The organism is Shewanella sp. Shew256 (assembly GCF_002196695.1).
GTDB classification, from domain to species: Bacteria; Pseudomonadota; Gammaproteobacteria; order Enterobacterales; family Shewanellaceae; genus Shewanella; species Shewanella mangrovisoli.
The window spans coordinates 45,253-70,312 of sequence record NZ_NAJR01000017.1 but is presented as its reverse complement, the minus strand read 5'-3'; the positions used below and the strand labels follow the sequence as shown (position 1 = coordinate 70,312).

Annotated in this window: 26 protein-coding genes; 13 read left to right on the top strand and 13 right to left on the bottom strand. The window is 48.5% G+C overall.

All coding sequences use genetic code 11. From position 1 onward, the window contains the following. Positions 1–440 precede the first annotated feature (440 nt). Positions 441–989, top strand: a complete 549-nt coding sequence (locus B5P39_RS21425) for a gamma carbonic anhydrase family protein (protein ID WP_088212875.1) — start codon at positions 441–443, stop codon at positions 987–989. Positions 990–1,045: 56 nt separating this feature from the next. On the opposite strand, the gene B5P39_RS21420 is transcribed toward B5P39_RS21425, so the two are convergent. Both B5P39_RS21420 and aroE read right to left on the bottom strand, forming a co-directional pair. Continuing rightward, the gene (locus tag B5P39_RS21420) at positions 1,046–1,321 is read right to left on the bottom strand and encodes a DUF1488 domain-containing protein (RefSeq protein WP_088212874.1); all 276 of its coding nucleotides are present in this window, start codon (positions 1,319–1,321) and stop codon (positions 1,046–1,048) included. A 20-nt stretch (positions 1,322–1,341) separates the two neighbouring features. Then, a complete protein-coding gene (gene aroE, locus B5P39_RS21415) occupies positions 1,342–2,220 on the bottom strand; it encodes a shikimate dehydrogenase (protein WP_088212873.1) in 879 nt (292 codons plus the stop codon). 170 nt (positions 2,221–2,390) lie between these two features. On the opposite strand from aroE, the gene B5P39_RS21410 reads away from it, so the two are divergent. Next, positions 2,391–2,828: a group II truncated hemoglobin gene (locus tag B5P39_RS21410; protein ID WP_088212872.1), complete on the top strand. Its 438-nt coding sequence runs from the start codon at positions 2,391–2,393 to the stop codon at positions 2,826–2,828. Positions 2,829–2,858: 30 nt separating this feature from the next. Here the strand turns inward: B5P39_RS21410 and hemF are convergent, their stop codons facing one another. From hemF to B5P39_RS21380, 6 genes are all read right to left on the bottom strand, one after another. Next, positions 2,859–3,767 (bottom strand): oxygen-dependent coproporphyrinogen oxidase, encoded by a 909-nt coding sequence (gene hemF / locus B5P39_RS21405; protein WP_011620871.1) that lies wholly within the window; start codon positions 3,765–3,767, stop codon positions 2,859–2,861. Positions 3,768–3,796: 29 nt separating this feature from the next. Then, positions 3,797–4,363: an L-threonylcarbamoyladenylate synthase gene (locus B5P39_RS21400; protein WP_088212871.1), complete on the bottom strand. Its 567-nt coding sequence runs from the start codon at positions 4,361–4,363 to the stop codon at positions 3,797–3,799. A 138-nt stretch (positions 4,364–4,501) separates the two neighbouring features. Further along, the gene (locus B5P39_RS21395) at positions 4,502–5,065 is read right to left on the bottom strand and encodes a DNA topoisomerase family protein (RefSeq protein ID WP_088212878.1); all 564 of its coding nucleotides are present in this window, start codon (positions 5,063–5,065) and stop codon (positions 4,502–4,504) included. Between the two features lie 122 nt (positions 5,066–5,187). Further along, positions 5,188–5,664, bottom strand: a complete 477-nt coding sequence (locus B5P39_RS21390; RefSeq protein WP_011715328.1) for a DUF494 family protein — start codon at positions 5,662–5,664, stop codon at positions 5,188–5,190. Positions 5,665–5,666: 2 nt separating this feature from the next. Continuing rightward, positions 5,667–6,683, bottom strand: coding sequence for a DNA-processing protein DprA (gene dprA / locus B5P39_RS21385; RefSeq protein WP_176400018.1), 1,017 nt, complete (start codon positions 6,681–6,683; stop codon positions 5,667–5,669). Between the two features lie 83 nt (positions 6,684–6,766). Further along, complete coding sequence (locus B5P39_RS21380; RefSeq protein WP_088212869.1) at positions 6,767–7,891, bottom strand: LysM peptidoglycan-binding domain-containing protein; 1,125 nt, start codon at positions 7,889–7,891, stop codon at positions 6,767–6,769. Between the two features lie 125 nt (positions 7,892–8,016). On the opposite strand from B5P39_RS21380, the gene def reads away from it, so the two are divergent. The 5 genes from def to B5P39_RS21355 are packed head-to-tail and all read left to right on the top strand — an operon-like array spanning position 8,017 to position 13,663. Continuing rightward, entirely contained in the window at positions 8,017–8,523 is a 507-nt protein-coding gene (gene def / locus B5P39_RS21375) for a peptide deformylase (RefSeq protein WP_088212868.1), read from the top strand. 15 nt (positions 8,524–8,538) lie between these two features. Further along, the gene (fmt, locus tag B5P39_RS21370) at positions 8,539–9,495 is read left to right on the top strand and encodes a methionyl-tRNA formyltransferase (RefSeq protein ID WP_088212867.1); all 957 of its coding nucleotides are present in this window, start codon (positions 8,539–8,541) and stop codon (positions 9,493–9,495) included. Positions 9,496–9,497: 2 nt separating this feature from the next. Beyond that, entirely contained in the window at positions 9,498–10,784 is a 1,287-nt protein-coding gene (rsmB, locus tag B5P39_RS21365) for a 16S rRNA (cytosine(967)-C(5))-methyltransferase RsmB (RefSeq protein WP_088212877.1), read from the top strand. A gap of 15 nt (positions 10,785–10,799) precedes the next feature. Further along, entirely contained in the window at positions 10,800–12,209 is a 1,410-nt protein-coding gene (gene trkA / locus B5P39_RS21360; protein WP_011620862.1) for a Trk system potassium transporter TrkA, read from the top strand. Positions 12,210–12,220: 11 nt separating this feature from the next. Continuing rightward, positions 12,221–13,663 (top strand): TrkH family potassium uptake protein, encoded by a 1,443-nt coding sequence (locus B5P39_RS21355; protein WP_088212866.1) that lies wholly within the window; start codon positions 12,221–12,223, stop codon positions 13,661–13,663. A gap of 55 nt (positions 13,664–13,718) precedes the next feature. Here the strand turns inward: B5P39_RS21355 and hemG (B5P39_RS21350) are convergent, their stop codons facing one another. After that, positions 13,719–14,273 (bottom strand): menaquinone-dependent protoporphyrinogen IX dehydrogenase, encoded by a 555-nt coding sequence (hemG, locus tag B5P39_RS21350; RefSeq protein ID WP_088212865.1) that lies wholly within the window; start codon positions 14,271–14,273, stop codon positions 13,719–13,721. A 198-nt stretch (positions 14,274–14,471) separates the two neighbouring features. Between hemG (B5P39_RS21350) and B5P39_RS21345 the strand changes: the two genes are divergently transcribed. Next, positions 14,472–14,780: an ArsR/SmtB family transcription factor gene (locus tag B5P39_RS21345; protein ID WP_023266030.1), complete on the top strand. Its 309-nt coding sequence runs from the start codon at positions 14,472–14,474 to the stop codon at positions 14,778–14,780. A gap of 54 nt (positions 14,781–14,834) precedes the next feature. On the opposite strand, the gene hemG (B5P39_RS21340) is transcribed toward B5P39_RS21345, so the two are convergent. The 4 genes from hemG (B5P39_RS21340) to pepQ all read right to left on the bottom strand — a co-directional run bounded on the left by hemG (B5P39_RS21340) (position 14,835) and on the right by pepQ (position 18,845). Further along, the gene (gene hemG / locus B5P39_RS21340) at positions 14,835–15,359 is read right to left on the bottom strand and encodes a menaquinone-dependent protoporphyrinogen IX dehydrogenase (protein ID WP_088212864.1); all 525 of its coding nucleotides are present in this window, start codon (positions 15,357–15,359) and stop codon (positions 14,835–14,837) included. Position 15,360: 1 nt separating this feature from the next. Beyond that, positions 15,361–16,818 carry a TrkH family potassium uptake protein gene (locus tag B5P39_RS21335; RefSeq protein WP_088212863.1) on the bottom strand — a complete coding sequence of 486 codons (1,458 nt, stop codon included), beginning with the start codon at positions 16,816–16,818 and terminating at the stop codon, positions 15,361–15,363. A gap of 77 nt (positions 16,819–16,895) precedes the next feature. Further along, positions 16,896–17,510 (bottom strand): YigZ family protein, encoded by a 615-nt coding sequence (locus B5P39_RS21330; RefSeq protein ID WP_088212862.1) that lies wholly within the window; start codon positions 17,508–17,510, stop codon positions 16,896–16,898. 15 nt (positions 17,511–17,525) lie between these two features. After that, on the bottom strand, positions 17,526–18,845 hold the full coding sequence (pepQ, locus tag B5P39_RS21325; protein WP_088212861.1) for a Xaa-Pro dipeptidase: 1,320 nt from the start codon (positions 18,843–18,845) through the stop codon (positions 17,526–17,528). A 443-nt stretch (positions 18,846–19,288) separates the two neighbouring features. Between pepQ and fadB the strand changes: the two genes are divergently transcribed. The 5 genes from fadB (at position 19,289) to B5P39_RS21300 (ending at position 24,932) form a co-directional block, all read left to right on the top strand. Continuing rightward, on the top strand, positions 19,289–21,439 hold the full coding sequence (gene fadB, locus B5P39_RS21320) for a fatty acid oxidation complex subunit alpha FadB (protein ID WP_088212860.1): 2,151 nt from the start codon (positions 19,289–19,291) through the stop codon (positions 21,437–21,439). A gap of 22 nt (positions 21,440–21,461) precedes the next feature. Beyond that, positions 21,462–22,625 carry an acetyl-CoA C-acyltransferase FadA gene (fadA, locus tag B5P39_RS21315; protein ID WP_088212859.1) on the top strand — a complete coding sequence of 388 codons (1,164 nt, stop codon included), beginning with the start codon at positions 21,462–21,464 and terminating at the stop codon, positions 22,623–22,625. A 224-nt stretch (positions 22,626–22,849) separates the two neighbouring features. Then, a complete protein-coding gene (locus tag B5P39_RS21310) occupies positions 22,850–24,061 on the top strand; it encodes a diguanylate cyclase domain-containing protein (RefSeq protein WP_088212858.1) in 1,212 nt (403 codons plus the stop codon). A 152-nt stretch (positions 24,062–24,213) separates the two neighbouring features. Further along, positions 24,214–24,459, top strand: coding sequence for a sulfurtransferase TusA (tusA, locus tag B5P39_RS21305; protein WP_011715314.1), 246 nt, complete (start codon positions 24,214–24,216; stop codon positions 24,457–24,459). A 35-nt stretch (positions 24,460–24,494) separates the two neighbouring features. Continuing rightward, on the top strand, positions 24,495–24,932 hold the full coding sequence (locus tag B5P39_RS21300; protein WP_088212857.1) for an MOSC domain-containing protein: 438 nt from the start codon (positions 24,495–24,497) through the stop codon (positions 24,930–24,932). Positions 24,933–25,060 lie beyond the last annotated feature (128 nt).

Sequence of the window (25,060 nt, the reverse complement as noted above, 5' to 3'; positions counted from 1 at the left end):
GCTATGAACACTCATTCATTGATTTAAATTTTGATTACTCGCCAAACGGCAGAGTAATTTCGATTAACTCAACACCTGTGAGTGTCCACACAGATTTCTTGTTTAGATTGTTAAAGAGCATTTGACCATTCACTTCGCGTTACCGCTCAGCGGGTCAGGGCTGCGTATTCTACGCATTTCCCCAGTCGCGTCAAGGCGTTTTTGCAAACTTCTTGAAGCTTTCGAATCAAGTGCACATTTTGCATTCGATTCTCACTGATACCGCATTCGCTTTCGCTGTCTGCCGTATCAGTGGATGCGCATTATAGGCAGCAGAACTTTTTGTGCAACCCCTAATTAAAAGATAATTAGCTTTTTTACACTGTTCGTTGGATATTTGACCTGACCAGTCAGTTTTTAGCCTTTATAATGCGAAAAACCACTCAATTAGGGACTTTTTTATGTCAGGGCCACTCAGAACTTACCAAGGGATTCATCCACAACTAGGCGATAATGTGTATGTAGACCCAGCTTCGTTACTCGTTGGCGATATCGCTTTAGATACAGACGCCAGCATTTGGCCTATGGTGGCGGCGCGTGGTGATGTAAACCATATTCGTATTGGTAAGCGCTCCAATGTGCAGGATGGCAGCATATTGCACGTGACCCGAAAATCCCTCTCTCGTCCTGACGGTCATCCATTGATCATTGGTGATGATGTGACGATTGGGCATAAGGCGATGCTGCATGGCTGCAAGGTTGGCAATCGTGTATTAGTGGGGATGGGTGCGATTATCCTCGACGGTGCCATATTAGAAGACGATGTGATTTTAGGTGCGGGTTCGTTAGTACCGCCAGGTAAGGTGCTGCAGAGCGGCTACTTATATGTCGGCAGCCCTGCGAAACAGGCGCGACCTTTAACCGAAGCGGAATTGAAGTTTTTACCCGAATCCGCAGATAACTATGTGCGCTTGAAAAACGAATACTTGGCAGAACCTCAGCCAGTGTAATGTGTCTATTAAATCGAGATGGCAGTATTTAAGCTGCCATCTTGCTTATATTGTGTTTAGCCTAAGTGCACTGCGCCAAACTCATCAAACTCTTCTACTTCAATTAAGGCTTCTGCCATTTCTTCCGCATCGAATCGCACCGCATCAAATAGCGCTAACATGGCAGCCGCTTCATCGCTATTAGGTTGAGGCGAAAAATCATTTAACTGCGCCAGCTTCTGCACGCTGATATAGCACTTAATGTTCATTCCCTGCTGCTGGGCAATAAAGCAAATGTGCTTTTGGGTTTCATCCCAATGTTGCAGTTCGGGGAATAAAATACTCTGATTCATTTTAGCTTCCTCTTGAGCCTCTATTGCGCGTCGGCCTGTAGTTTGTCCCTGAGCAATTTAAGCACTCCTGAGGTATCTGGCTCGACGCCACGCCAGAGCGCAAAACTCTTTGCCGCCTGACCGACAAGCATACCCAGTCCATCAACCACTTGCGCTGCGCCCTGTTGCAAAGCCCATTGATTAAATGCCGTTGGTTTGGCGCCATACATCATATCGTAGCAAGCCGTTTTGTTGCCTATGATGGACTGTGGTAGTGGCGGTAACTCTCCCGCTAGACTCGCTGAGGTCGAGTTAATCACTAAATCGAACTCACCCGACAACTCTGGCATCGACATCGCCTGGAGTTTATCGCTGTAGCGCCCTTCTTGTACTTGGCTAAAAATATCCACTAAGGCCTGTGCCTTACTTTGGGTTCGGTTGGTGATAACCAGTTGACCCACTTCGGCCTTAAGCAATGGCAAGATACAGCCGCGCGCCGCACCGCCAGCCCCCACCAAAAGTACCCGCTTATGCTGCAAACTGCCGAGATGGCGAACAAGATCGGCCACCAGCCCCAGACCATCGGTGTTATCACCATAAATAGTGCCATCGGCCAACAAGCTTAGAGTATTGACCGCACCCGCCAATGTCGCTTCGGCACTTAAGCTGTCGCAGAGGGCAAAGGCTTGCTCTTTAAAGGGCACAGTCACATTCGCACCCTTTCCTCCCGCCTGAAAAAATGCTCGTAAACTCGCTTCAAAACCATCTATGGGCGCCAGAATCGCTTCATAACTCAAAGTCTGCTGTGTAAGAGACGCAAACTGTCCATGAATAAAGGGCGATTTACTGTGACCTATCGGATTGCCAAACACGGCATATCGATCAAGCGCTGGCATGGTTACTGAGGGCATATCTGTCATCTGCGGGATTCTATTGGCTGTGAGTGGCTTGCAGTCTAGCGTGCTTTTAGGCGGTAGCACAGCTTAATGGCGAGTCTAAGTTGTTGTACCTGACTTTAGCCCCCTGTTTCGCAGTGGCATTCAGGCTATAATGCGCGCATCAATATTGTAGATGCAGTGCAGTTAGACCTATGAACTGGCTTAAAAAGATATTTAGTAAACACACAAGCGTGCCGGATGACAGGGATCCGAATCAGTCTAATGCCTATGATTTAATTGGTGGCGACAAAGTGATCCGTGCTATTGCCAATAGTTTTTATCAGAAAATGGCAAGCTCGGAAGAAACACGAGCCTTATTCGCGATTCACCGTGCACCGATTGCGGAGTCGGAACAAAAGCTCTATGAATTTTTAAGTGGCTGGCTCGGCGGTCCGCAGTTATATCAGCAAAAGTATGGTCATCCCGCATTACGGGCTCGGCATATGCCCTTCGCAGTAGATGAGACAATGCGGGACCAATGGCTATTTTGCATGAAGTTTGCCATTGAGAAACATATAAAAAAGCCAGAGCATCGCGCCGCTATCTATGAGGCGATTTCCACTCTGGCTGATCATATGCGTAATCAATAAAGTACGATTACGCGACCCAGGTTAGCGTGCTTATACCCAATCTCGAGGTTTGAGGTAGTTATCGTAAAGATCTGCCTCAGGGCTACCCGCCTCTGGCGTATAAGCATACTGCCAGCGCACTAATGGCGGCATTGACATCAAAATAGACTCTGTGCGGCCGCCGGTTTGTAGGCCAAACAAGGTACCTCTGTCGTATACCAGATTGAACTCAACATAACGACCGCGACGATACAACTGGAACTCACGCTCACGCTCGCCATAAGGCGTCTCTTTACGGCGCTCAACAATCGGCGCATAAGCGGTTAAGAAGCCATTCCCCACCGCTTGCATAAAATCGAAACTCTTATCGAAGCCTGCTTGGTTCAAGTCATCGAAAAACAATCCGCCCACGCCGCGGGTTTCATTACGATGTGGCAGGAAGAAATACTCGTCACACCACTTCTTATATTTAGGATATATGTCGTCGCCAAAGGGCAGACACAGATTTTTAGCGGTTTGATGCCACTCACGTACGTCTTCCTCGAAAGGATAGTAAGGCGTTAAATCGAAACCGCCGCCAAACCACCAAACGGGATCCGCGCCGTCTTTATGGGCAATAAAAAAACGCACATTAGCATGGGTAGTTGGAATATAAGGATTTTTAGGGTGAATCACTAAAGAGACGCCCATGGCTTCAAAACTACGCCCCGCCAATTCTGGGCGATGAGCCGTTGCCGATGCAGGCATGGCCGCACCTGTTACATGGGAAAAGTTCACTCCGGCTTGCTCAAATACCGCGCCTTGGGTTAATACACGACTCGTACCGCCACCGCCTTCGGTGCGCGTCCATGAATCGGCCGCAAAGCTTGCCTGTCCATCCAATTGCTCAAGACCCGCACAAATTCGATTTTGTAGATCGAGTAAAAATGCTTTTACCACTGTCGCATCTGGCACGCTCATCTGCTTTTATCCTTTGCGTTATAAATCAGTTATTGTCCGTTACGTAATATCTTACCGCTGCGGGCATCAATAATGGTGGAGGGTTGACGCTGTTCGCCTAATGCCCCTAACACTAAGGCATCAATCTTACCCTCAAAGGCGTTAAGAATTTCATCGCCGCTGAGTGCGGGATCTTCGCCAGCTAAATTGGCGCTAGTCGAGACCAGTGGTTTACCTAAGGCCTGGCATAAGGCGCGCACCCCATCATGGGCGGAGACGCGCACGGCGATAGAATCAAACTCACCACATAAATAGCGCGAAACATGCGGCTTAATCGGCATTACAAAGGTAAAGGGACCAGGCCATTTAGAAAAGGCAAACTCGAGTTGCTCGGCGCTCAACTGTGACTCATCGACATAGTCCACTAACTTGGAAAACTCGCTCGCCACTAAGATAAGCCCCTTCTGCCAAGGACGTTGCTTTACCGCGAGTAATTTTTGGATGGCGGTGTCATTGTCGGGATCACAGCCCAAACCATAAACGGCTTCAGTGGGATAGGCGATAACGCCGCCGTTAAGCACTATGTCTTTAATTTCAGATGGGTGCAGCTGTAACATCTTAATATCACCTTATGAATTGAATCGATTTCTACAAACACTTTTTGGCTTTTTTAGCGCTTGGCCACCCCATCCGTGGTCGATGGGGGATTATACCCAAGGGTGTTTATACGACCAAATCTTTAGAGCCAGATCACGCTAAAGCCCGCGTTTGTATTTACAGCTTTTTTGCGGACATTCTAAACGCATCCCCGCGGCCCCTTTGCGCTCGACTAAAATACCAAAGCCACAACTCGGGCAAGTTTCGGCAACGGGAGGATAATTCACGATGAATTTGCATTTGGGATAAGCACTACAGGCATAAAAACTCTTACCAAAACGGCTGGTACGATGCTCAAGCTTGCCAGTTTTGCATTCGGGACATGCCACTTCAGGTTTATCGCTCTCCTGATCTGGCCTTTCTATGTGGGTACAACTGGGATATTGAGTGCAACCGATAAAGATACCAAAACGCCCCGATTTGACCGCTAACTCATGGCCGCACTCGGGACACTTGGAACCTTCAATCACTTGGGTTTCAATCGATTCATGCTGTACTAAAGGACGGGTATATTGGCAGGTGGGATAGTTGTTACAACCAATAAAACTCCCATGTTTGCTATGTTTTACCGACAACTCGCTGCCACACTCAGGGCATAGCTCGAATTCTTTTTCCAGTGCGTGCTCATGGGCACTAAATAGTTGTTCATCGATCTTAGACATAATCATTACCACCAGTCATTGCGTCTAATCCGCAGATAACTCACCACACAGGTATTAACAAGCTTATGGCATCAAAAAAGGAGGGCTAGCCTCCTTTCTCATTATTCATCACATCGCTACGCTTAAGAATGTAGCCGACCTTCTTCAGGCTGCTCAAAAATTAAATCTTCCATTTGCTCATAGGCGGACTCATGGCCGGGCGCATTAAAGAGCACCATCAGAATCACCCACTTGAGATCTTCGAGGATCAAGGCAGGCTCATCGAGCTCCATGACTCTGTCGATCACCATCTCACGGGTTTCGACATTCAGCACTTTCACTTGCTCTAAAAATAGCAGGAATCCACGGCATTCCACGTCCAGCTTTTCCATTTCTTCTTTGGTGTAAATCCGAAATGAATGCTGATCATGATTGCACAGGTAAGGCTTATCGCTTTCCTGCAACTCAGCCAGACGCTCCAACCAAGTTAATGCTTTCAAAATCTCTGACTGGTGAAAACCAGCACGAGTGAGTTCCTTGGTTAACTCGTCTTCATCCACTAACAGTTCAACTTCACTGTGAACATAGTTTTCAAATAGATACATGAGGATATCAAACATGGCTAGCTCCTCTTTACTCTGACGTAACCACCGGGTACTGCAACAACCCAACCTTGCAACTCAAGTTCAAGCATTTGTTCTAACACCAGATCTATCGTTTTCCCACTATGTTCGACTACAGCATCAATTGTTGTAGTTTCATAACCTACACTAGCTAACAGCGATGAAAATGGCAAATCACAAATCTCACCTTGCTGTATATGGTGGCGAGTGTTGACTTCTTCAAGGTGAAAAGCCGTCAAACTTACCAGCTCCTCCACTATATCGGCCGCACTCTCCACAAGTTTTGCCCCATCCCGCAATAAATCATGGCAGCCTTGATGAAAGCCGCCAAGAATCGAGCCCGGAACCGCAAAGACCTCGCGCCCCTGCTCCATGGCCAACCTTGCGGTGATGAGTGAACCACTCTTTCGGCAAGCCTCAACCACCAGCGTACCTAAAGAAAGACCGCTAATAATGCGGTTTCGTTTCGGGAAATTGCCCGCAAAAGGCCCGATATCCGGCCAAAACTCGCTTATTATACAGCCTTGGTGCTGAATATCCTCATAAAGCTGCTTATGTCGACGCGGATAAATAATATCAATCCCGGTTCCGAGCACGGCAAGCGTTCTTCCTCCGTGGTCAACACAGGCTTTATGGGCAGCGCCATCAATCCCCATCGCCATGCCGCTACAAATACTAAATCCTAGCGCGGACATCTCTCGAGCTAACTGATAGGCAACCTGTAATCCACCGGGAGATGCATTACGACTCCCCACTATCCCGAGCGATGGGAGCAACAGCGCCTCAACACAACCTTTGATAAACAAGACGCTTGGAGGATCGGATAACTGTTTAAGTAATGGAGGATAAAGGGGATCGGTAAAACAAACGAGGTGATGCAGTTCAGACTGCTGTTGCCATTCGAGGGCAGCATCGACCCTTTGATAATCAATGACTAGGCTATGGAGTAGATTGTCAGACAAAGGGAGCGAGTGTCTCTCATGCTCCAATCTTTGCCTGAGGTCGTCCACATCCATGTGCGTTAATAATTGTTGTGTCCGAGCGGGTCCTAGCCCAGATACCGCATTAACAATTAACCAATCGACCAAATGTTCAGGGATTATTCACCTCTAAAGGCTAAGGAATCCGGCGCAATTAATTTATCGTCGACCCGAACAGAACGTTCAGTCGAGACAATCAAACCTAAGCTCGCTTTATCAAACACTTTAAAGACTAAAAGTTTACCATGGTAAATATCAGGCATCTTCATGGCACGATCAGACGACAGTGACGCCACCACATTGTCATAGGCGGTGCGCTCGGCCGTAGGTACGGGTTGGCCATCGTTATTGATCACGATTTCTTCGCCATCGCGGTAAATAGAGAACACTTCACCAGGCTCAACACCATCCTGCGTGCCTTTATCTAAGTACACCACATTTAGCTTACCCGCCTCACGCATTTTCGACTCAATCGCTAGTACGGCCGCAGGTGTCTTAAGCTCTGCAGGTTTTGGCGTAAAATAGGCTGACATTAAGGCTTCGTCTTCCATAGGCAACGCCCTAAAACCCGCCTTGGTTTCACGGTAGTTGCTGAGGATTTTTACCTTAGACACTTTGCCAGATTCAATCACCTGGCCAGTCGATGCCAGAATCGCTTCTTGCCCTAAGGCTTCACCCGTTTCTTTATTGAAGAAGTCACGGCCGCGTTCATACATACCCAGCTTTTGGTTTAAGGGCAGTTCGCTATCGATATAAATCACATCGCCAACCACATGGTGACGTGAAGGGCTCTCACCCGCGAGCACCATTGGTTGCTGTGCAAACCAGTCGGCATCCACCACACGGTTTTGCACCAGATAATTTTGGATTAACGCTAAATCAACCGCAGGCACCGCATTGCTCTTAGCAATCACGCGCCCTTCAGGGGTTTTGCGAATATGGGGTTTTCCCTCGTTAGCGCCATTACGCACTAATCGGGGTTGACCATCGATAAAGACTAAAGTGAGCTGATCGCCGGGGTAAATTAAATGAGGGTTAGCAATTTGGGGGTTAACATCCCATAAACGTGGCCACTTCCAAGGGTCATTTAAAAAGGTTGCCGAGATATCCCACAGGGTATCGCCCTTCTTTACCACATATGACTCAGGATGCCCTGCTTTCAGCGTGAGAGTATCAGCGGAAACCAACGTGCAATTAAATGTCATTAACGCAAGTAAAATTAGCCGTTTCATGGTGCGGTCCATGTTGTTTAGCTCTTAAATCGAGCTTTTACTGTTATTGATAGGCACTAAAGATTAAAATTAGCCCATTAGCCTCAGTCAGTATAACCAACTGATTGAGATTTGACAGACTTGTTAAGAGTTTAAGTATGGCACTATTAAAAGTTTTACGCTTTCCCGATGAAAGATTGCGAACTCAAGCGACCCCGATCACAGAGTTTACTGCTGAGTTGCAAACACAAATCGATGATATGTTCGAGACCATGTACCAAGAAAAAGGGATTGGTCTGGCAGCAACCCAAGTCGATTACCATAAACAACTGATCGTGATGGATTTACAAGACGAGGTCGATCGTCCTAAAGTCTTTATCAATCCCGAAATTATTGCCAGTAGCGGTGATTTCTGTAACGAAGAAGGTTGTCTGTCAGTCCCAGGTATCTATGCCAAGGTCGACCGCGCCGAGTTTGTTACCGTTAAGGCACTGGATAGACACGGTAATGAATTCACCGTTGAAGCCGATGAGCTTTTTGCTATTTGTATTCAGCATGAAATGGATCACCTGAAAGGTAAGTTATTTGTCGATTACCTGTCGCCATTGAAGCGCCAACGGATCAAACAGAAACTTGAAAAAGCGGCCAGACAGGACGCCAAATAAGCATTAGGATCAGATTTGAAACCACTCAATATCATCTTCGCCGGAACACCGGATTTTGCCGCTCGCCATTTACAGGCGCTGATCAACTCACATCATAATGTGATTGCCGTCTACACTCAGCCGGACAGACCCGCAGGGCGTGGTAAAAAACTCACCGCCAGCCCAGTTAAAGAACTCGCAGTCAGCCACGACATTCCGGTTTATCAGCCAGGTTCACTGCGTAAAGAACCCGCGCAGCAAGAACTTGCCGCCCTCAACGCCGATATTATGGTGGTGGTCGCCTACGGCTTAATCTTGCCTAAAGTAGTGCTCGACACACCGCGTTTAGGCTGCATCAATGTTCACGGTTCTATTTTGCCACGCTGGCGCGGTGCGGCGCCGATTCAACGCGCGTTGTGGGCAGGCGATAAAGAAACCGGCGTGACTATCATGCAAATGGATGTCGGCCTAGATACAGGCGACATGCTACTGAAAACCTACTTGCCGATTGAAGATGATGATACTTCAGCCACCCTTTACGAGAAGTTAGCTCTGCAAGGTCCAGATGCGCTGCTGCAAGCACTCGAAGGTTTAGCCAACGGCACCCTGACGGCTGAAAAACAAGATGAAGCCTTAGCGAACTACGCCGAAAAACTCAGTAAAGAAGAAGCGAGACTCGATTGGAGCAAATCCGCAACTCAATTGTGGCAAGAAGTCCGCGCCTTCAATCCTTGGCCAGTGAGCTATTTTGAGCACCAAGACAATACCATCAAGGTGTGGCAGACCCAAGTCAGCACCACCAGCACCAATGCAGCACCCGGCACTATTATCAGTGCCAGTAAAAAAGGCATTGAAATCGCCACTGGCGATGGAGTGTTAACTCTGCTCAGCATGCAATTACCCGGTAAAAAAACGCTCAGCGTGGCCGACATACTCAATGCCCGCGGCGATTGGTTTACCCCAAATACTCGTCTTAATAACGAGGCGCAATAATGATGAACTTGCGTGCACTGGCGGCCAAAGCCATCTTCGAAGTCTTAGAGAAAGGCGTGTCACTTTCAGTTGCCCTGCCAGAACAGCAAAAGCATCTTGCCAGTGGTAAAGATAAAGCCCTGCTCGCAGAGCTCTGCTACGGCGTGATGCGCACCTTGCCGCAGATCGAAAAACGCGTGGCCGAATGTTTAGCCAAGCCGCTTAAAGGTAAGCAAAGAATCATCCACCAGCTATTAATTGTTGGCTGTTATCAACTTTACTTCACCCGCATTCCAAGCCATGCCGCCATCTCCGAAACCGCCGAGGCCTGCCGTCAGTTAAAATTTGAGGGCATGGTTAAGGTCGTCAATGGCGTGCTGCGTAATATTCAGCGCCAATTAACGCCGCTAAGCACTGAGTCGGAGACCTTAAGCTACAACACGCCGGGCTGGTTAATTAAGCGCTTAAAAGCCGCTTATCCCGATAATTGGCAAGAGATAATCCAGCAAAGCCATCAACGTCCACCTATGTGGTTACGTAACAATCGCCTCTCCCAGAGCCGCGATGCATATCTTGCCGCCCTGAGTGAGCTAGAGATAGAAGCGAGTGCGGGCCTCAGTGATGATGCCATACTGCTGGCCCATCCAAAGGATGTGGCGACATTGCCGCGCTTCCACGAAGGTGCGGCATCGGTGCAAGATGGCGCCGCCCAATGGGCCGCAACCCTGCTGGCTCCGCAAGCCAACGAACTGATCCTCGATGCCTGTGCAGCACCGGGCGGTAAGAGTTGCCATTTACTCGAACTTGAGCCCAGCATCCAACTGGTCGCCGTCGATTTCGATGCAAAACGACTGGAACGCGTACAACAGAACCTTGACCGCTTGTCATTAAAAGCGGAAGTTATTCATGGCGATGCGGCCAACATCGACTCATGGTGGCAGGGTGAACTGTTTGATCGTATCTTACTCGACGCACCTTGCTCGGCGACGGGCGTTATCCGCCGTCATCCCGATATCAAGTGGTTACGTAAAAACCATGACATCGAAGAACTGGCTGAGCTGCAAAGACAAATTCTCGATCACTGCTGGAAGTGGCTCAAACCCGGTGGCACACTCCTGTATGCAACTTGCTCTATTTTGCCGCAGGAAAATCGAGACCAAATTAGTGCATTTTTAGCCAGAACCGCAGATGCTAAGCTAGACACACTTGCCCAGCAGGCTTCAAGCCAAGATATAGGTTGGCAAATCACGCCGGGACAACACAACATGGATGGGTTTTATTACGCCCGTTTATTGAAAGCGACCCATTAGGAAGTAAGCAAGGCCATGAAAATTATCATATTAGGTGCGGGTCAAGTCGGGGGAACCTTGGCCGAAAATTTGGTGGGTGAAAACAACGATATCACCATAGTCGATAGTGACAAATCCAGATTACGCGCCCTGCAGGATAAATATGACCTTCGCGTCGTGGCGGGCCATGGTGCCCACCCCGATGTACTCAAAGAAGCAGGCGCCGAAGATGCCGACATGCTGATTGCTGTGACCAACAGCGATGAATGCAACATGGTTGCCTGCCAGATGGCCTACAGCCTATTTGGTACACCAACTAAAATCGCCCGTATTCGCTCTGAGCCTTATCTGGCGATGCGCGATAAATTATTTATCGACAGTGAAACCAAAAATAGCGAGGGGCGTCCTCGCGGCGGTTTTGTGATCGATGAGCTTATCGCACCTGAACAGTTAGTGACCGCTTACATCCAACGTTTGGTTGAATATCCAGGGGCGCTGCAAGTGCTCGAATTTGCCGAAGGCCGCTTAAGTTTGGTTGCGGTTCGCGCCTATTACGGCGGCCCTTTGGTCGGCAACGCCTTGGCCGCGCTACGCGAGCATATGCCGAATATTGATACCCGGGTGGCGGCGATTTTCCGCCAAGGTCGCCCTATCATGCCCCGCGGTACAACGATTATCGAAGCCGATGACGAAGTGTTTTTCGTGGCCGACAGTCGCCATATCCGCGCGGTGATGAGCGAAATGCAAAAGCTAGATAACTCCTATCGCAATATCATGATTGCGGGAGGCGGTAACATCGGCTTAGGCCTGGCTAAACGCCTCGAACGCACCCACTCAGTCAAGCTGATTGAGCATAAGTTCGAACGCGCCGAAACGCTCTCTGAACAACTTGAAAACACTACAGTATTTTGTGGTGACGCCTCAGATCAAGAGTTGCTGCTCGAAGAACATATCGACCAAACCGACGTGTTTATTGCCGTCACCAACGACGATGAAGCCAACATCATGTCCGCCCTATTAGCTAAACGCATGGGGGCGAAAAAGGTGATGGTGCTGATCCAACGCGAAGCCTATGTGGATATTGTGCAGGAAGCCAATATCGATATCGCGATTTCACCCCAGCAGGCGACGATTTCAGCCTTACTAACCCACATCCGCCAAGGCGATATCTGTAACGTATATTCCTTACGCCGCGGCGCCGCCGAAGCGATTGAAGCCATTGCCCATGGCGACTCCAGCACCTCCAAGGTTGTTGGCAAGGCGATTGGCGATATCAAGCTACCGCCGGGAACCACCATTGGCGCCATAGTGCGTAATGAAGAAGTGCTGATGGCCCACGACAAGACAGTGATAGAACAAGGGGACCACGTAATTCTGTTCCTTGTGAACAAAAAGTTTGTCGGCGAAGTCGAGAAACTGTTCCAACCTAGCGCTTTCTTCTTCTAAGCCAACATCTTATGCTGAACTTTAGACCGCTATTGTTTATTTTGGGGCTGTTTCTGTCGATGTTAACAGCCTTTATGTTAGCGCCCCTGCTCCTTGCCGTATTCAACGGTGAGGAAACCGTGGGCGCTTTCATGCTGTCGGCTTTAGTCACTGGGATTTGCGCCAGCCTCTGTTTGCATAACGGCCAGAGCAAAACCATTAACCTCAATATTCGCGATATGTTTCTGCTCACCAGCCTCACCTGGCTGATCGTGAGCCTGTTTGCCGCCATGCCGTTTACCTTGTACCACGGCATTGGCTATACGGACGCCTTCTTCGAGACCATGTCCGGCATTACCACCACAGGTTCAACCGTGCTCTCGGGCTTAGATACTATGGACCACAGTATCTTAATCTGGCGCTCGTTGTTGCAATGGCTCGGCGGTATCGGCTTTATCGTGATGGCGGTAGCAATTCTGCCCTTCTTAAACGTCGGTGGTATGCGGCTGTTCCGCACCGAATCATCGGATTGGAGCGATAAGGCGGTGCCACGCACCCAAAACATGGCTAAGCATCTATTTTTTATCTATATCTTGTTGACCGTGATGTGCTGTGTCGCCTACCATCTTGCTGGCATGACTTGGTTTCAAGCCATCAATCATGCGATGACCACACTGTCGACGGGAGGCTACTCGACCTCAGATAACTCGATGGCGGCGTTTTCAAATTCAGCCCATTGGGTTGGCGTTGTGTTTATGGCGGCGGGAGGTTTACCTCTACTGATGTTTGTGCAGATGATTCAGCAGCGAGACTTCACCGTCTGGAACGATGCACAAGTTAAAGGTTTCTTGTTTTTCCTCACTTTTGTGTCTTGTTTTATTGGCTTCTGGCTGTGGCAAACGAGAGATATCGCCCTTATCGACGCGCTGCGCCTCTCCAGCTTTAACGTGGTTTCCGTGGTTACGACTACGGGTTATGGTTTAACCGACTACGGCGCCTGGGGCGCGTTTGCGAATATCGCGTTTTTATTCTTAATGTTTGTCGGTAGCTGCTCTGGCTCTACCTCAGGCGGGATTAAAATCTTCCGCTTCCAAATTGCCGGCGCCATTATGCGCGAGCAGTTAAAGCAGCAATGTCACCCCAATGGCATCTTTCGGGAGCGCTATAATAACCGCCTGATCAGTGAAGATATTGTGCGCTCACTGATCACCTTTGTGCTGCTGTTTATGTTTGTGATTGTTGGATTATCTGTGATTCTGGTGCTGACGGGACTCGACCCCATGACCAGCTTTACCGGTGCTATTACCGCAGTCACCAACGTCGGCCCAGGGCTTGGCCCCATCATTGGTCCTGCGGGTAACTTCTCGACGCTGCCCGATGTAGCTAAATGGGCGCTCTCTTTGGGTATGTTGCTCGGCCGCTTAGAGATTTTAACCGTGGCAGTACTGTTCCATCCCAGTTTTTGGAAATACTAGTCGTATCAGTCAAAAACTAAAAATGCGCTCACAGAGCGCATTTTTATTAGGCGTATTAGGCGGGTTCAGCAACCTCGGCCAAGGTCAGCAAATGGTCGGCATAGACCTTCACATCTTCCCAGTCGGTATAATCGATCACCGCCTTAGGATCCGTTGGTCCTTTGGTGATTTTCATAATCAGCTGGATCATCAGTCTGTCGTACCAAGGCCATGAGGGGTAATCCACCTTACCAGCGATAATCTTCAAATCGGCGGGAGTCCAAGGTGATAAGGCAATGAATTTTTGCAGGTATTTGTTGTTCTCGGGGATGCGCTTCTCAGGATTACGCGCCACCACGTTGACGCAGAAGAAACTGTTTGGCAACGCACTCAAAGCTGGCGCATTCTGCTCAATAAATTGGAATACGCTCTTATCGTAGGTGCCATAGAGCACGCAAGCCCCTAGCGCCACCAGTTGATAATCGGGCCAGTTAATTCTGGTGGCCGCCGCACTATTAATATCCACCAAGTCAACCTTGGCGCCACGCAGGGTTAATTGCTGCGCAATCGCATTCGCTATCTTGGCCGTATGGCCACCACGGGTAAAATAAAGCACCAGAATGCGTGTCATGGGGTATTCCCGTTCAGTAAAAGTATGTCACCATTGTGGCAATCATTGGTTAAATAAACCCCTGATAGGATCACAAATCAGCGTTGTCTCATATTCTGAAATGCAAAAATTGAGATCTGAATTGCCGAGCAGTATGATTGCGTATAGAAACACCTTCAATTAGAATTATCTAATCAAAAGCGATAAAGTGAGTACCTTATGCAAAATGATATTGATGTAAATGCAATGGTAACGAATGCGGAAAGTGCGGCTAAATGGCTCAAAGCCATAGCGAATCCTTATCGCTTAATGATTTTGTGCCTATTGCTGGATAAAGAACTGAGTGTAACCGAGCTGAATGAGACTGTGCCCTTAAGCCAATCGGCACTATCACAGCATTTGGCGGTGTTGCGAGCCGAAGACTTAGTTGATACCCGTAAGAGCTCACAGATTGTGTATTACAAGCTTAAGAATGAGCAAGTCACCCAAGTGATTTCGATTCTCCACAGCCGTTACTGCGCCGTATAAATCCTGTCATGCAGTAACAATAAAGCCCTCGCTGAGACTAGGGCTTTATCATTTTTACAACTTGCTAAAGTGCGCCCCAAAGGCTTCGACCTTACCCCAGTCGGTAAACTCGAAGGTGCCCTTCAGATCGGTTGGTCCCTTGGTCATCCACATGATGAAGCGGATCATAGTGCGGTCGAATAAACCGTATTTAGGGTAATCAATCTTGCCCGCAAACACCGCCAATTGCTGTGGCTGCCACAGGGATAATTTGAGGAACTTTTGCATATAAGGATTAGTTTCTGGCGTGTTCTTTAATGGCTTGCGCGCCACCACATTCACGGTAAAAAAACCGTTGATTTTACTGTCTAGTATCGCATGGTTACGATTCACAAACTGGTAGAGATCGGGCCTATGTTTGCCATAGCGAATGCTCGCGCCAATCAACACTTTATCGAAATCGGCAAGGCTTAAGGCTTCGGCTTGTTCTAAGCTCACTAAAGACACCTGCTCACCCGCTTGTTCGGCAAGCGTTTTGATTTTGCGGCAGATTTCCAGTGTTTGGCCATCGATTGTCGAATAGATGATTAGTGTCTGCATGTTAATCCCCCCAGAAAGTTGGCGTGAACAAAATCAGCAAGGTAAAGACTTCGAGGCGACCAAATAACATAGCCACCACCAGCACCCATTTAGCACCATCACCAATACTGGCGTAGTTACTTGCTACTTCCCCAAGACCCGGACCTAGGTTATTTAAGCAGGCCGCCGTGGCACTAAAGGCGGTTATATCGTCCAGTCCCATGGCCATCAATGCCAACATACACAGCACGAAGACTAAGGCGTAGGCGGAGAAAAACCCCCACACAGCATCAACAACCCGGTCAGGCAACGCTTTGGAGCCGATACGAATCGAGAACATCGCCTTAGGGTGAACGAGGCGCTTAAGTTCGCGTGAACCTTGCAACAGCAGCAGGATAACCCGGATCACCTTAATCCCGCCCGCAGTTGAGCCACCACAACCACCGATAAAGCTTGAGAAGATCAACAGAATCGGCAGGAACAGCGGCCACATATGGAAGCTTTCGGTACCAAAGCCTGCGGTCGTCGCCACCGAAACCGCTTGGAATAAGGCGTGATCTAAGGTTTCTTCTGGTGAGTCATAAATCCCTGAGTGGTAAAGGGTTAAGAAGCAAATCGCCGTTAGCACCAACTGAATCGCCACCAGCATCTTGAATTCTGTATCTCGAAAATAGACTCTAAAATTGATCCCGCGGCGGGAAAATGCCGCAAAGTGCACGCTAAAGTTCACCGCTGAGACAATCAAAAAGAACACACAAATCAGGTTGATCACTGAGCTGTCGAAGTATCCCATACTGGCATCGTGGGTCGAAAAGCCCCCGATGGCGATGGTCGAAAACGAGTGACACACGGCATCGAATACGCTCATCCCCGCCAGCCAATAAGCGCCCGCACAGGTAATGGTTAGCAATAGATAGATGTACCATAACGCCTTGGCCGTTTCGGCAATCCTCGGCGTCATCTTACTGTCCTTTACGGGCCCCGGAATTTCGGCGCGATACAGCTGCATGCCCCCAACCCCAAGCACAGGCAGAATCGCCACAGCTAAAACGATGATCCCCATACCGCCGAGCCATTGCAGCATATGCCGATAGAACAGAATGGCCTTAGGTAAGGAGTCCAGCCCGACAATGACTGTGGCTCCCGTGGTGGTCAGTGCGGAGAAGGATTCGAAAAAACTGTCGGTCCAGCTGAGATCGGGTTGGCTTGAGAAGATAAAGGGTAAGGCACCGATAGAGCCAAGAACAGTCCAGAACAGGACCACAATGAGAAACCCCTCACGGGTTCGCAATTCCTCTTTGCAGCGACGATTAGGATACCAGAGCCAAAAACCGATAAATAAGCTGACAAAAAATGCCTGAATAAACGCAGTACCACCGCCATCGTTATACCAAATGGCGATTAAGGCTGGCGGCAGCATAGTGATGGAGAACAGGCCGATAAGCAGACCTATGATTCTTATTATGGTTTTGTATTGCATTCCGCGTGTTCAATTATTCCATTGGCTGCAAAGGTATTTTCAGCATTTTGCATATTTTGGCATAATTTACGCAGGCATCACAGCTCAAACTCTGCGCGCAGGCTGCCCTGACTCAAAGTTGCCAACGATTCATTCAATATGCCCTGCTGTTGTTTGCCTATTTCAAAATGGATATCAACGGCTTCGGCAAATTGCTTATCGATGATCACCGCGTCTAACTGCTGCAGTAGATGCTCAACATCCCTTAATTGGGTGTAATCACAATGTAGTTTTGCCGGATAACGTAATTGCTTCACTCGCGTCGGCAATTGCCCTAAACCTTGGCGTAATCCCGAGGTATAGGCACGCACTAAACCACCCACGCCTAACTTAGTACCGCCATAGAAACGCACCACCACGGCACCGACTTCACCGAGATCTGCACCTTGCAATACCGCGAGCATTGGACGACCTGCACTGCCCGCAGGCTCACCATCGTCACTCGAACCGATAGCAATACTGTCGTTAGGCGCTCCAGCGATAAAGGCATAGCAGTAATGGCTGGCGCCGGGATAATCTCGCTTTATGTCAGTAAGTACTAACTTCAATTGTTCTAAACTCGTGCAATGAAATAGAAAAGAGATAAAGCGGCTATGCTTTATCTCTTCTTCTATCTGCACATTTTCACTCGGTATCTGATAACTTTCGAGCACTCGCTCTCCCTAAACTCACGCTAAGCCCAGTTCGCGGGTCATATTTTCGTTTCGATCTTGATGCACAATCACATTGTCCTCGATACGAATACCACCGAAAGGTCGCAGCTCGTCAACAGTGCGCCAATTGATCTGCTGGCCACGGCTATCTTGTTTTAGATCATTGAGTAACGTGTCGATAATGTACAAACCAGGCTCCATGGTTAGCACTTGGTTTGGCGCTAAAATGCGGGTGCAACGCAGGAACGGATGAGCCTCAGGCGCCGGAATATGGGTGCCACGTTCATCGAAGGCAAAACCTCCCACATCATGCACTTGCAAGCCTAGCATATGGCCGAGTCCGTGGGGGAAGAAGGCGCTGGTAATGCCTTGGTCGACTAAACCTTGGGCATCGCCCGTGGCTAATTCAAAATCCAACAGCATTTGCGCAACTTTGCCATGGGTCGCCAAGTGTAAATCGGGATAACGCACGCCCGGGCGCATCATATCGATCAGCTCGAGCTGTGCCTTGTTCATGGCAGTGATTAATTCATCGAAACGATTCTTCTCAAACGCGTAGGTACGAGTGATATCCGACGCATAGCCAAAATAACTGGCACCCGCATCGATTAAAAAAGATAAACGCCGCGCCGGATTTTGATGCTCGAGTGCAGTGTAATGCAAAATCGCCGCATTTTGGTTTAAGGCTATGATATTACCGTAGGGCACTTCGTTCTCGCCCTGTCCCACGGCAGATAAATACTGCTGCTGAATTTCAAACTCGCTCGCACCGTTATAGAAAGCATTTTTAGCCGCTAAATGCCCTTGCACCGCGATCTGGTTCGCACGGCGCATACATTCGAGTTCATATTCGGTTTTAGTAGTACGGTGGAAATGCAGATAACTCATCACAGAGTCAGGATTGCGACTAGTGAAACCCAGCACCTCAGCCACATCTAAATGCTCACCCAAATACGCCCAGTTGGCGATATCGCTAGGCAATAGCTCGGCAACCTTATCGGCCTTAGTGAGTAATTTGATCTCAAAATGCTCGGTCCAGAACATCTCCGGCACGTCAGACACTTTATGCCAAAAATCCACAGGGTGATAAAAAATCAGTTGTGGCTTATCGCGACCGTTCACCACTAACCAGCAGTTAGGGTTATCCAACACAGGTAACCAGGCCTTGAAGTGGGGATTGGCTTTAAAAGGATAATTAATGTCGTCCAAAAACATTCGATGTGGCTGACCCGAGTGGATCACTAAACCAGATAATGCCTCACGCGATACAATTTCAGCGACTCGACGATTAAGCTCGGCGATGTGGGCATGATAGTGATGAGCCAAGTGATCCATGTGTCATATCCTGTAATGAACGATAGTTAATAAAAAAACCGCAAATCTGACTAAGCCATACAGGCTCAGTGTTTTCCTTCGCTAATGCCCTATTACTTCGCAGGTTAGCAAATTCTCGATTTAAGCCTATGCTTTTAATTCTAAAAATAAAATTATCCATTTAGCCAGCGAGTAATACCGCTAAAGTACAAATTCCCACCACGTACTCTTTGGCGTAATCTGGCACTTCTACACTTTGTGCAGTGTATCACAAAGCTGAAAATTCACTCTAGCCGACAAGAAATTAAACAGTCGTTTAAATTGGGTGTTGTAATTTATCGAATTTCGAAGCACACTGGCACACAACTGGTCAAATGATGGCCGAAGCTGCTGTGAGATAGAGAGTTGTACTAACACCAACAGATAATGGTGGGTATCACTTTTAAGCCAAAAGGAAGCAAGCAATGATCTACCAAAGTCCTACAATTCAGGTTGAGTTACTCGAGGATAATATTGCCAAGCTGTGCTTTAACGCACCCGGTTCGGTGAACAAATTCGACAGAGAAACACTCGCCTCACTCGATGCCGCATTAGACAGCATTAAACAACAATCAAACATTCAGGCCTTAGTGCTGACCTCAGGTAAAGATACCTTTATCGTGGGTGCCGACATTACTGAATTTTTAGGCTTATTCGCACAGGATGATGCGGTACTGCTCTCTTGGGTTGAACAGGCCAACGCCGTATTCAACAAACTCGAAGATTTACCTTTCCCAACCGCTTCAGCGATTAAAGGTTTCGCCTTAGGCGGCGGTTGTGAAACTATTCTGGCAACGGATTTCCGTATCGCCGACACCACAGCCAAAATCGGTCTACCCGAAACCAAGCTAGGTATTATCCCAGGCTTTGGTGGCACAGTGCGTTTACCACGTGTGATTGGTGCAGATAACGCCCTTGAGTGGATCACCACGGGTAAAGATCAGCGCCCAGAAGATGCCTTAAAAGTAGGCGCGGTTGACGCCGTTGTTGCGCCAGAGGCTTTAGAAGCCGCCGCCATTCAAATGCTAAAAGATGCAGTTGCCGAAAAGCTTGATTGGCAAGCCCGTCGCCAACGTAAGATGTCACCACTGACCTTACCAAAACTCGAAGCCATGATGTCTTTCACGACCGCTAAAGGCATGGTGTTTGCGGTTGCGGGTAAACACTACCCAGCCCCAATGGCGGCGGTCAGCGTTGTTGAACAAGCTGCGACCAAAGGCCGCAGCGACGCACTGCAAATAGAGCATCAAGCATTTATCAAGCTAGCGAAAACCGATGTAGCCAAAGCGTTGATCGGTATCTTCTTGAATGACCAGTTAGTCAAAGGCAAGGCTAAGAAAGCGGGCAAGCTCGCTAAAGAAGTGAAAAGCGCCGCCGTATTAGGTGCTGGTATCATGGGTGGCGGTATCGCTTACCAAAGCGCCAGCAAAGGCACGCCAATCGTGATGAAGGATATCGCTCAACCAGCATTAGATTTAGGTTTAGGCGAAGCCGCAAAACTGTTATCTGCGCAAGTTGCTCGCGGCCGCTCTACCCCAGAAAAAATGGCTAAAGTGCTGAACAACATCACTCCAGCCCTAGACTATGCCCCAGTAAAACATGCTGACGTGGTTGTCGAAGCCGTCGTTGAGCATCCAAAAGTGAAGGCACAAGTTCTGGCGGAAGTTGAACAATACGTGAGTGAAGATGCGATTATCGCCTCTAACACGTCAACTATTTCAATCAACCTGCTCGCGAAGAGCATGAAGAAACCTGAGCGCTTCTGCGGTATGCACTTCTTCAATCCTGTGCACAAAATGCCATTAGTTGAAGTTATCCGTGGTGAGCACAGCTCTGAAGAAACCATCGCATCTGTTGTCGCCTACGCCAGCAAAATGGGTAAAACCCCAATCGTTGTAAATGATTGCCCAGGTTTCTTCGTTAACCGCGTACTCTTCCCTTACTTTGCTGGCTTTAACGGCCTGCTCGCCGAAGGTGGCGACTTTGCCGCTATCGATAAAGTGATGGAAAAACAATTCGGCTGGCCAATGGGCCCAGCTTACCTGCTAGACGTTGTCGGCTTAGATACAGGCCACCACGCTCAAGCAGTAATGGCCGAAGGCTTCCCCGACCGTATGGGCAAATCTGGCAATGACGCGATTGACGTGATGTTCGAAAACAAGCGTCTCGGTCAGAAGAATGGTAAAGGCTTCTACGCTTACTCTGTGGATAGCCGCGGTAAGCCAAAGAAAGATGTCGACCCAACCAGCTACGAGCTGCTGAAGGCCGCTTTTGGTGAGCGAAAAGCATTCGATGCGGATGAAATCATCGCCCGCACTATGATCCCAATGATTATTGAAACCGTTCGCTGTTTAGAAGAAGGCATTGTGGCATCACCTGCCGAAGCGGATATGGGCTTGGTCTATGGTTTAGGTTTCCCGCCATTCCGTGGTGGTGTATTCCGTTACTTAGATACTATGGGCGTAGCTAACTTTGTCGCCTTAGCTGATAAATACGCTCACTTAGGTGGTTTGTATCAAGTCACCGACGCCATGCGTGCCCTTGCAGCCAACAACGGTAGCTACTACCAAGCCTAATTAGCGGGAAAGGAATTTAATTATGAAACAAGCTGTTATCGTAGATTGCATTCGTACTCCTATGGGCCGTTCTAAGGCTGGGGTGTTCCGTAATGTACGTGCAGAAACACTCTCTGCCGAATTAATGAAAGGTCTATTACTGCGTAACCCGCAATTAGATCCCAATACAATTGAAGACGTCATTTGGGGCTGCGTGCAGCAAACCCTAGAACAAGGCTTCAACATTGCCCGTAACGCATCTTTACTTGCAGGCATCCCGAAAACGGCTGGCGCTGTGACCGTGAACCGCCTATGTGGTTCTTCCATGGAAGCCATCCACCAAGCCGCTCGCGCCATTATGACTGGCATGGGCGACACCTTTATCATCGGTGGTGTTGAACACATGGGTCACGTGCCCATGAACCATGGTGTGGACTTCCACCCAGGTTTAGCCAATAACGTCGCCAAAGCATCTGGCATGATGGGCTTAACCGCCGAGATGTTAGGTAAGCTTCACGGCATCAGCCGTGAGCAGCAAGATGCCTTTGCTGTGCGTTCACACCAACGCGCTCACGCAGCCACTGTTGAAGGCCGCTTTGCCAAGGAAATCTATGGCATCGAAGGCCACGATGCTAACGGCGCGCTGATTAAAGTGCTGCACGACGAAGTGATTCGCCCAGAAACCTCAATGGAATCATTAGCGGCGCTGCGCCCAGTATTCGACCCCGCAAACGGTACTGTTACTGCGGGTACCTCTTCAGCATTATCTGACGGAGCTTCGGCAATGTTAGTGATGGAAGAATCTAAAGCGCGCGCGCTAGGTCTACCAATTCGTGCCCGTATCCGCTCAATGGCGGTTGCAGGTTGTGACGCGGCAATCATGGGTTACGGTCCAGTACCTGCTACTCAAAAAGCACTGGCCCGCGCAGGCATCACAGTCAATGATTTAGATCTTATCGAGCTGAACGAAGCGTTCGCTGCTCAGTCTCTACCATGCGTTAAAGACCTAGGTCTGCTGGATGTGGTAGAAGACAAGATCAACCTCAATGGTGGCGCGATTGCGCTTGGCCATCCACTGGGTTGCTCTGGTGCGCGTATTTCGACAACGCTGATCAACCTGATGGAACACAAAGATGCGACCTTAGGTTTAGCGACTATGTGTATCGGTTTAGGCCAAGGTATTGCGACCGTTTTCGAACGCGTTTAATCCTTAACGATTCTTCTTTCAAAGCCGGACTCAGTTCCGGCTTTTTTATTTGCGATAGCGCCTTAATTATCTTCCTTTCTACTCAGCTTCAATTTGAAAATCAGGCAGTTTTCGACTTAACTTGATAAATATCCTTAATGCACTTCTCCGCATTTGACCGTCATTACGACACTGCTAAGAAGCATGGATGCGTTTCATTCTTTAGGCTACGAGAGGGATGTTCAATGCTGCAAACGGAACAAACGCTTTTCGAACAAATGCGGATCACTGAGCTTGAGATTGATTTTCGCAAGTCCTTGTTCTCTTTTACCTTAGCCGATGTCAGAGCACTGCAATCCTTCAAACCTGTGATTGAAGAGAACATAGACAAAATCGTTGATGACTTTTACGGTCTACAAACCAGTGTGTCCGAGATTGCTCTGCTGATCGGTGACTCCGATACCCTAGCTCGTTTACGTACCGCACAGCGACGCTATGTGCTCGACCTGTTTAATGGTGTGTACGATTTAGAGTACGTTAACAACCGCCTGCGGATTGGATTGGTACACAAACGAATCGGCGTCGAACCTAAACTCTACCTCTCTGCCGTTCATACCCTAAAAGAGTTGATTTATGCGGAGATTAATAACTCGGTTGCTGATGACTTGCAAAATGAACGCATTCGAGTCGCCATAGATAAACTTGTTCTCTTCGACGTCACCCTCGTCTTCGATACCTATATTCGAAGCCTAGTATCCGAAATTGAGAACGCCAAAGACAAGGCTGAACGTTACGCGCAAAGCATGGAGAGCAAAGTCAAAGAACGTACACAACAGCTCGAAGAATTATCTCAAACCGACCCGTTAACGGGGCTATTAAATGTGCGACATCTACAAGAAATTGGCACTCGGATTTTAAGAGCAGCACAGAGACGAGCCGAGCCGGTAAGCGTAATCTATTTAGATGTTGATGATTTTAAATCCTTTAATGATACCCAAGGCCACCGCTCTGGAGACGAAGTGCTTTGTGCCGTGGCGCAGGCCATCAAAGAAAGCACCCGCGTAGAGGATCATAGTTTTCGCTATGGTGGCGATGAATTCTGCATCATCATGCCCAATTGTCGAGAAGACCAAGCTAGAGACAACTTTATCGAGCGCTTTAATCAAAACATTAAGCTGCACCTAAACAACATCTCCCTCAGTTACGGTATTGTTGATACAGGCCCCTATGATTACGATGATGCCAATACCTTGATCCATAAAGCGGATCAAAAAATGTATAGCTATAAACGTGCTGCCAAGTTGCAGCAGCAAGGCTCAGTGTCGATGGCGGCAAATGATATAAAATCCGATATGCCTCAGTCTGCTTCTCAAGTGGGAACACCTCAAACGGCAATTACGCCAACCATAATGCATAGCATTCAACAACCTCAGGGAATAAACAAAGTTGCCGAGTAATAGAAATGTTCCACGTGAAACATTCTGTTAGCGGTAAATAAATCGGCAAGAGCAATGCCTCGCCCCATCACAAATTCAAGCCATCAACTTGGTTTATCCAAACCACTGGAGTAACATTAGCCAATTCTGTTTAACCGTTCAGTAGAGGTCATATGAACGACGTTTTCTCAACCGCACAACACAAACTGGATGCTCTTGGTTTACGCTGCCCAGAACCGGTAATGATGGTGCGAAAGACGGTAAGACAAATGGCACAAGGTGAAACCTTGCTAATCATCGCAGATGATCCTGCGACTACACGTGATATTCCCAGCTTTTGTGAGTTTATGGACCACACACTGGTCGCCAGTGAAACCAGCCAAACACCCTATCAATATTTGATTAAAAAGGGACTCTGAGTCTCTACATCGACATCAGGATAAGGACATCAAACATGCCGAAACTAGTTGCTATCGCCTACAAAACGGTTAAACGCGGGCCAATGAACGAAGTACTATGCGCGAATGTCACCCAGCACAGTGGTGTCGAAAAAGATGTATTTGGTCGCCCGGGTAAACGGCAAGTCACAGTACTGTCGCTGCAACAGTGGCAAATAGCTTGTCAGAGCATAGATGCAAATTTACCTTGGACGACTCGTCGAGCAAACCTATTAGTCGATGGCTGTAGTTTTGGGGCGGCTGATGTGGGTAAGAAGCTGCGCATTGGTGATCTCTGCCTCGAAGTGACAGGTGAAACCGATCCCTGCAAGAAGATGGAACAGGCTCATGCAGGCTTGGAATCTGCGCTTACTCCCGATTGGCGAGGTGGCGTCACCTGCCGCGTCATCAATGACGCCATGATCCACATCGGCGATGCCGTTACATTAGACTAATCATACTTCGCGGAGAGTAAGCCACATTACTCTCCCACAGCTTTCCCCGCCACCTTCAACCCCTCGGTCATTAATTGAAACAGTATTTCCGTTTTCCTTACTGGGTATTTGTGCGATAACTTAGCGCA